Source organism: Halorientalis sp., assembly GCF_028275115.1.
GTDB lineage: Archaea > Halobacteriota > Halobacteria > Halobacteriales > Haloarculaceae > Halorientalis.
The window spans coordinates 1-7,973 of the sequence record NZ_JAQCNH010000119.1; the positions used below are offsets into that span (position 1 = coordinate 1).

Annotated in this window: 5 protein-coding genes and 1 tRNA gene; 2 read left to right on the top strand and 4 right to left on the bottom strand. The window is 63.8% G+C overall.

Annotated elements, in window-relative coordinates:
- The first annotated feature begins 72 nt into the window (after window positions 1–72).
- Window positions 73–432, top strand: a complete 360-nt coding sequence (locus Q0964_RS15565; protein WP_299269334.1) for a HalOD1 output domain-containing protein — start codon at window positions 73–75, stop codon at window positions 430–432.
- Between the two features lie 477 nt (window positions 433–909).
- Here Q0964_RS15565 and Q0964_RS15570 read toward each other — a convergent pair.
- From Q0964_RS15570 to Q0964_RS15585, 4 genes are all read right to left on the bottom strand, one after another.
- Window positions 910–982 (bottom strand) — tRNA-Arg (locus tag Q0964_RS15570).
- Between the two features lie 51 nt (window positions 983–1,033).
- Window positions 1,034–1,615: a 2Fe-2S iron-sulfur cluster-binding protein gene (locus Q0964_RS15575; RefSeq protein ID WP_299269336.1), complete on the bottom strand. Its 582-nt coding sequence runs from the start codon at window positions 1,613–1,615 to the stop codon at window positions 1,034–1,036.
- Between the two features lie 78 nt (window positions 1,616–1,693).
- Window positions 1,694–2,605: a phosphogluconate dehydrogenase (NAD(+)-dependent, decarboxylating) gene (gnd, locus tag Q0964_RS15580; protein WP_299269338.1), complete on the bottom strand. Its 912-nt coding sequence runs from the start codon at window positions 2,603–2,605 to the stop codon at window positions 1,694–1,696.
- Window positions 2,606–2,660: 55 nt separating this feature from the next.
- The gene (locus Q0964_RS15585; RefSeq protein WP_299269340.1) at window positions 2,661–4,616 is read right to left on the bottom strand and encodes a carboxypeptidase-like regulatory domain-containing protein; all 1,956 of its coding nucleotides are present in this window, start codon (window positions 4,614–4,616) and stop codon (window positions 2,661–2,663) included.
- 327 nt (window positions 4,617–4,943) lie between these two features.
- On the opposite strand from Q0964_RS15585, the gene Q0964_RS15590 reads away from it, so the two are divergent.
- Complete coding sequence (locus Q0964_RS15590; RefSeq protein WP_299269342.1) at window positions 4,944–7,631, top strand: valine--tRNA ligase; 2,688 nt, start codon at window positions 4,944–4,946, stop codon at window positions 7,629–7,631.
- Window positions 7,632–7,973 lie beyond the last annotated feature (342 nt).

Consider the following 7,973-nt stretch of genomic DNA (forward strand, 5'->3'; position numbering starts at 1 on the left):
TATCGGCACTCGAGGGGACACACCGATGAGTGGAGGCAGTGCCGACCTACGCGCGCAGGTCATATCGCCTATATGTATCGAACCGACGACTCGGGCGTCAGAAAGTCGCCGAACGAACCGGGCACCGGAGCCACACACAACGCGTCGGGCTGGGAGACCGCAACCGACCTCGTCAGGGAGTACGACCGCCCCGTCAGCGTCGGAGACGCCGTCCACGCTGCCGTTATCGACGCGGCGGAAGCCTGGCCGGAAGTCTCCGACGAACCTCCGCTCCAGCATTTCGTCGACATCGAGCGGTTGGACGGCCTGTTCAAGACGAAGGCAACCGACGACAGCGGCTGGCTTCCATCGGTCAGTTTCCGGTTCCAGGGATGCCAGATAAACGTGTTGTACGGGGCGGTGATACGTGTCATTATCGACCGCGAGCCATAGCGGGCAGGGTTGTCGCCGTCGCTGGACCGGCACCGCCCCCGGAACGAACGTCCTCATAGATTGACTCCGAAAGGAATTAACTGACCTTATGATCTCCCCTCGACGCGAAGTCCCAAGCCCCGGCTGACCACCCGCTTCCTTTGTCGGTTTCTTCGGCTGTGGGTGTCCGGCCGCACCCACTTCCGTCCGTTCGGTGAGTGCTACGGGCTGGTCTCTCGCCGCGAGGACACGGTCAACGGCAACGCCCTGGGGCGCCGACTCGTCTCGGAGGGGTTTCGCGCAGTGGAACTGTGTGAACCCCGTCACGCAGTTTGAATCCCACGCACCGGTTGCTGGCGCTCACGGGTCGTTCACGACAACAACGGGCGGCGAGGGAGTTGAACCACCTGAACGTCGCTCGCTAACGCTCGCTCGTTCCATCGTTCAAATCCTCGCGGAGCGAATTCGTCGTTCGCGGACTGCGAGCGACAGAATGAGCGGGCGGCGAGGGATTTGAACCCCCGGCCATCTGGTCCGGAACCAGGCGTTCTGTCCGCTGAACTAGCCGCCCTCGAACGGTAATACAGGAGGCGCCGGCATAACGGTTATGAACCGCAGAATGTCAGGGCTGCTCGCCGGTTTCGAGGGTGAACGAGTCGGTCGGGTATGCCGTACAGGTCAGACAGTACCCGTTGTCCATCTCCTCTTGATTGAGCGTGTCGTTGTTGCTGTGTTCGATGTACTCGTCGGCCGGCCCCTCCTCGATGTGGCCAGCACAGGAGAGACACGACCCCTCTCGGCAGGCGTATGGCATGTCCCAGCCCTCGTCTTCACCGATGTCGAGGATGTTCTCGTTGTTCGCAACCTCGATGGTCTCGCCTTCCTTGGCGAACTCGATTTCGTAGGTTTCGACCTCGTCTTCGGTGATAGCGTCCGGGTCGAAGCCCACCTCTTCCTCGGCCTCGCCGCCTCCTGCGAGTTCACCCTCCGAACCACCGGCGACCGCGCCAGCCGCGACGCCACCGCCGCCGATCGATCGGTTCATCGGCTCCGGGAACTCCGTCTCCGGAACCGACTCGGCCCGCTTTTCCAGCACCTCCTGGGAGATGTCCTCGTTGGCCTCCCAGCCGGTACCCTTCGAGTAGTGAAGGGCGACCGCGGCGAGCGTCAGAAGCGCCCCGAGCAGGATACCTGCACTTACCATATCGCCGGTTACGAAGTACGGGCTTATCTAACTGACGAACTTCGAGCCGTCACGACCGCCCGCACGGCCCTCCGTGGCCTACTCATCGTGTCGCGCGACCTCGTGTCGCCCGAAGCCGTACCGCAACCGGTTGGCCAGCCGCCGCGAGAACCGCCCTGGCTCCGCGTCGGTCGCGCGCGAGTCGAACCGCTCTGCGAGCGCCTGATATATCAACGGCACCGACACCTCCTGTTCGAGCGCCTCCTGCACCGTCCACGTCCCAGTCGAACCGCCTGCGACGTGGTCCGCGACCGTCCCGAGGTCGCTTCCCTCCTCGCGGAACGCCTCCTCGCAGAGTTCCAGCAACCACGAGCGGATTACTGCACCGTTGTTCCACGTGCGCGCGACGGCTTCGAGGTCGAGGTCGTACCGTCCGTTGGCCAGTAGCTCGAACCCCTCGCCGTAGGCCTGCATCAGGGCGTACTCCACCCCGTTGTGGATCATCTTCACGTAGTGGCCCGAACCTGCCGGTCCCATGCGGTCGTGACCGTCCGGACCCGTCGCCACGGCGTCGAAGACGGGCACGAGTTCTTCGTATGCCCACTCCGGGCCGCCGACCATCAGCGAGAAGCCCAGCGCCGCGCCCGCAGGGCCGCCCGAAGTCCCGCAGTCGAGGTAGGCCACGTCGGTGGTCTCTGCGCGACGCACCGAGTCCGTGAACTTCGAGTTCCCGCCGTCGACGACCACGTCGTCACCGTCGAGATGCGGTGCGAGTTCGTCCAGCGCGGCGTCGACTGGGTCGCCTGCGGGGACCATCACCCAGACCCGCTTGTCCGCGCCGAGTTGCACCGCGAGGTCCGGAATCGAGTCCGCGGGAGTCGCGCCCGCGTCGGCCGCATCCCCGACGGCTTCCTCGTCCACGTCGAAGGCAGTCACGTCGTGGCCTGCGTCCAGCACGCGGTCGACGACGATCCGGCCCATCCGCCCGAGTCCAATAACGCCGAGTTCCATACCTGCCGCTGGCGGAGCAGAAAAAAGGAAATTCCGGTTTCCAGACGCCGTCCGGTCAGGACCCGGAGTCGTCGTAGTAGAACGTCTCTTCGACGGTGCCGTCGCCGCTGACCGCGCCGTCGCCGGTGTGGAGTCGGCGCTGGGTCCAGAGTGTCACCGAGTAGGCGCAGGTGTGGTCGAGTTTCTTCGTGATGTCGAACGATCCACTGGCCGACTCGGTGGTCGGGTCCGTGTTGTCCCCGGGGATAACCTCGTTCGGCGGGTTCGCCGCGTCCGGCGGCGCGATGTTGTCTGCGCTCTCGTCGTTGGCCTTGATGCTGAGGTTGGCGTCCCGGAGGTGGGGGTGGTACACGTTGAATTTCAGGGTCATGTCACCGCTCTGGCCCTGACAGGTGACCGGGTTTCCGTCGCTGTTGAACACCTCCAGTTCCCGGAAGATGCCGGTGTTGTTCACCACGATCGAGGTGACCGTCTTGCCGCGGTCGGCGCTCGTCGATCCGGGCTGGCGGATCTCGAACCGGACGGCCATCTTCTCCGTCCGAGTCGTCTCGTCCCGGAGGGCGTCGTCGATATCGCCGGGGTTCGAGGACGGCGTCGATTCGCTGGTCACGGCGTTCGTGTTGATACCGATCAGTGGGTCCGCGTCGTCCCAGTGAACGGGGCCGTGGTTCTCGAGCGCACTCTTGAGGTCGGTCGCCGGGCCGGTGTCCGGTTCCGTGAACGCGTCGTCGACGACTGCGCGGACGTCGATCCAGCCGTCGCTCCCGACGTGTTTTTCCTTGAGTGTGACGTCGAAGGAGATTTCACCGCCGCTCGGGAAGTACTGAATCGTCCCGATGTCGGTACTGGAGAACAGCCGACCGTTCACGATCTGACCGTTGTCGGCGTCTTTCAGGTCCGACGGTGGGGTCGTGTTGTTCAGAAGGCTCCGACCGGTCGTATCGAAGACGGCGAACCGGTACTCGATGCTGTCGGTGTTGCTGGGGTCCGACCGGTCCATGAACTCGTCTTCACTGATGTTGCCAGTCATGTTCGGATTCCCGGTGAGCGCGTACTTTCCTGCCCCCATGTAGCCTTCTGCGTCTATGTCGTTGAGGTCCGAAGGGCCCGATGGGACAGTGAAGTCGGTCCCGATTCCCGTCCACAACGTCGGCGTATCGAAGTCGAACGCCGGAATCGTCAGATCGATGCGTTCGCAGTGGCCTGCGTCCTCGCGGTCTGGCTGTCGGCCGTCCGACCGCGTCTCGTCGAGTTCGACGTCGCCCCCCCGCTCCACTGCGAAGTACAGGTCCGGGCCGTGTTCGAGTTCGATCGGCGGCCAGGGTGTGGGTGTCTTCTCGAAGTCCGGTTTCCGGTAGTCGATTCGGTACCGACCCGTCGCGTCGGTTGTGTCCGAGCCGATCCTGTCGTCTTCCACGATGTCGGCGTCGAAGGCCGTGACTGTGGCGTTACCGACCTGCTGGCCGAAGGTGTCCGTCACCTGTCCGTGGACCGTCCACCAGCCGAACATCGCCTGGATCCCACACCACTGCTTGGCGGTCAGACAGTGATGCCAGGTCGCGGCCATTCCCGTCTCGTCTTCCTGCCAGTCCGGCATGATGGTCGCGATGGTAAACTGAATCGGGTCGGCGCTATTGCGGGGCTGTTTGTCCGGGAGCTGGTCGAGCCGGACGTCCGCCTGAAACGGGCCGCCCTGGTAGTCCGCGTCGCTCCCCGCGTCACCACCACGCTCCCGTTCGCCGAGTTCGACGGTGAACTCGCCATCCGCCTCAATCTCGACTTCCTCCAGCAACCGCTCCGATTTGGCCTCGACCGTCTCGGGTTCGAGTACCTGGAACGACCCCCGCTGCTGGCTGATGTCCCGACGACCGGTCAACTCCCCTCCGTCCGCGCGTTCGACCCCCTGGCCGCCATCGTCCGGCCAGTAGAGCCGGAGCGTCCCGCCCGTGAGCGGGTCCTGGATGCCCGCTGCGATTCTGCCACAGACCGAGCCGGTGAATGTGAATGTCATCTGTATTCCACAACCGTGGAGATACGACTTCTGCCGTACATATAAAATGATGGTGTTGTTGAACCAATATTTTATATAGAAAATAATAAACTGCGGTCGAATTACATCGGGAAACGAGTTGTAAGTTGCCCGGTCGTACGGTCGGACCGCCCGGGGGTTACCACTCCGGAGGTACCGAGAACTGGCCCGCCGGTGGTACTGAAGCGAAAAGTTATACAGTCGATGGGGCCAACCGAACAGTATGGGACTGATGTCGTCGGTAGTACGTTAGCAGGCAGTCACACGTATTCTGGACGAGAACACCGACCCATCAGCGCATTCTAACATATGAGCGAGTTACCCGACAACTACGATCCGGACCAGGTGGAGCCAAGATGGCGTGAGGCGTGGCAGGAGATGGACGTCTACGAGTACGACGGCGATTCGGATACCGACTACGTCGTCGACACCCCCCCGCCGTACCCGACCGGCAACCTCCACATCGGGAACGCGCTGGGCTGGTGTTACATGGATTTCGCCGCCCGCTATCACCGTCTCGTGGGCGACGACGTCCTCTTTCCACAGGGCTGGGACTGTCACGGCCTCCCGACCGAAGTGAAAGTCGAGGAGAACCAGGGAATTCACCGGACGGACGTGCCTCGCGACGAGTTCCGGCAGATGTGTATCGAGCACACCGAAGACCAGATCGGTGCGATGAAAGAGACGATGCACACGCTGGGCTTCTCCCAGGACTGGACCCACGAGTTCCGGACGATGGACCCGGAGTACTGGGGCACGACACAACGCTCGTTCGTCGAGATGGCTGACGACGACCTCGTCTACCGGGACGAACACCCCGTCAACTGGTGCCCCCGGTGTGAGACCGCCATCGCCGACGCCGAGGTCGAGACCGAGGACGGCGTCGACGGCACCCTCTACTACGTCACCTTCGAGGGGGCCGGCGAGGACACCGAAGACGGCGAGGAGCGAAGCTCCGCCGGCTCTGCGGCGGAGCCGCAGAACATCGAAATCGCGACCACGCGCCCCGAACTGCTGGCCGCGTGTGTCTCGATAGCCGTCCACCCAGACGACGAGCGCTACGAGGACCGCATCGGGGACCGTTTCGAGGTCCCCCTGTTCGGTCACGAGGTCGAACTCATCGCCGACGAGGAGTCCGACCCCGACTTCGGAACCGGCGCGGTGATGATCTGTACCTTCGGGGACAAACAGGATGTCGAGTGGTGGATGGAACACGACCTCGACCTGCGGACGGTGTTCACCGAAGACGGCCACCTGAACGACGACGCAGACGAGTACGCCGGCCTCACCATCGACGAGGCAAAAGGCGAAATCGCAGACGACCTCGACGGCGGCGGGTATCTCAACGACACCGAATCGACCGAACAGGCCGTCGGGCAGTGTTGGCGGTGTGACACGCCGATCGAGATCCTCTCGAAAGAGCAGTGGTTCGTCGAGGTCGACCAGGACGCAATCCTCGACCGTGCCCAGCAGGTCGACTGGATCCCCGAGCACATGTACGACCGGCTGGAGGACTGGACCACCGGCATGGAGTGGGACTGGGTCATCTCCCGCCAGCGCGTGTTCGCCACACCCATTCCGGCCTGGTTCTGTCGGACAGAGGACTGCGACCACATCCACGTTGCCGGTCCCGAGGAGGTGCCGGTCGACCCTACCGACGAGGGGCCCGCCCTCGATTCCTGTCCCGAGTGTGGAAACGACGAGTGGCGCGGCGAGACCGACGTGATGGACACGTGGATGGACTCCTCGATCACGCCGCTGTACGTGCGCGGTTGGCCCGACGAGGAGTTCGAGCCGGCGACCCTGCGTGAGCAGGGCCACGACATCATCCGGACGTGGGCGTTCTACACCCTCCTCCGGACCGGCACCATCGCGGACGATATTCCGTGGGAGGACGCCCTCATCAACGGTATGGTCTTCGGCGAGGACGGCAACAAGATGTCCAAGTCCCGTGGCAACTTCGTCCAGCCAGAGGAAGCCGTCGAGGAGTACTCGGCCGACGCCTTCCGGCAGGCGATGGCACTCGGCGGCCAGCCCGGCTCTGACATCCAGTTCCAGTGGAAAGAGGTCAAGTCAGCCTCGAAGTTCGGCACCAAGATCTGGAACATCACGAAGTTCGCCTCGGGTCACCTCGACACGGAACACCTCGACCGGCCGGACCCGGCCTACCGTGACGCAGATGCGTGGATTCTCTCCCGGACGTCGGAGGTCGCCGACTCGGTCGCCGACCACATGGACGACTATCGTTTCGACGCCGCCCTGCGGGAGCTCCGGGAGTTCGTCTGGCACGACCTGGCCGACGACTACCTCGAACTCATCAAGGGTCGCCTCTACGAAGGACGCCCCGGCGAGGCAAACGCAGCGAAGCAGGCGCTCGCGACCGCGCTCTCTGCGTCCCTGCGCATGCTCTCGCCGTTCGCCCCGTTCCTGACCGAAGAGGCGTACGACAGCCTGCCCCACACCGAAGACAGCGTCCACGCCGCCGACTGGCCGGACATCGACATGCACGACGAGGACGCCGAAGTCGCCGGCGAACTCATCGCGGAGGTCGCCGCAACGGTCCGCGGCTGGAAGTCCGACGCCGGCATCGCGCTGAACGCCGAACTCGACAAGATCGAGGTCTACCCCGAGGAGACCCCCGAGCGGGCCGTCGATACCTACGACCTGAGCGAGGCCATCAGCGCCCCGGTCCACGTCCGGAAAGGCGTGCCTGCCGTCGAACTCGTCCCCGTCGAGGTCGACCCCGACCACAGCGTCATCGGTCCCGAGTTCGGCAACCGGACCGGCCAAGTCGTCGGTGCGCTGGAGGCCGCCGACCCCGACGAGGTGAAACAACAGAAACAACTCGACGGCGAGATTGAGCTGGACCTCGGGGAGGAAGTCGCCGTGGTCCCGGGCGATGCCGTCGAGGTTCACGAGGAACACCGCGCCGAATCCGGTGAAGAGGTCGACGTCGTCGAGAGTGATCTGGCGACGGTCTTGATCTACAACGACTAACGTTTCACCAACTGAACTACCCTGACCTACCGCACTCGGGGTTACCCGCCCCTCGCTCGTCGAGGACAGGGCTTCCTGTTTCTGTGTCGGCATTTATCCTCGACGTGGGCACAGGGGTTCCAGACTCCACAGGCGAGTTCCCTTCACAGGTGGTTTGGCGTGTGCCACTCCTACATAGTGGACACTCGGCCACAACCGAAGGCGTACGCTTCTTGTCGCGCTTGAACACCGCGGGAGACGTGGCGAGCATCGTACTACCAACTGTAACCGCGGGGATAGCAAGTCCATGCCGGTAGTGAAAGTGTAACGATGACGGCGTGGACGAATCGCTCCGCGATTCGT

Bases quoted from the DNA above. Each gene is read 5' to 3' on its own strand.
- Q0964_RS15565 (WP_299269334.1), top strand. From the start codon at position 73: ATGTATCGAACCGACGACTCGGGCGTCAGAAAGTCGCCGAACGAACCG.
- Q0964_RS15575 (WP_299269336.1), bottom strand. From the start codon at position 1,615: ATGGTAAGTGCAGGTATCCTGCTCGGGGCGCTTCTGACGCTCGCCGCG.
- gnd (WP_299269338.1), bottom strand. From the start codon at position 2,605: ATGGAACTCGGCGTTATTGGACTCGGGCGGATGGGCCGGATCGTCGTC.
- Q0964_RS15585 (WP_299269340.1), bottom strand. From the start codon at position 4,616: ATGACATTCACATTCACCGGCTCGGTCTGTGGCAGAATCGCAGCGGGC.
- Q0964_RS15590 (WP_299269342.1), top strand. From the start codon at position 4,944: ATGAGCGAGTTACCCGACAACTACGATCCGGACCAGGTGGAGCCAAGA.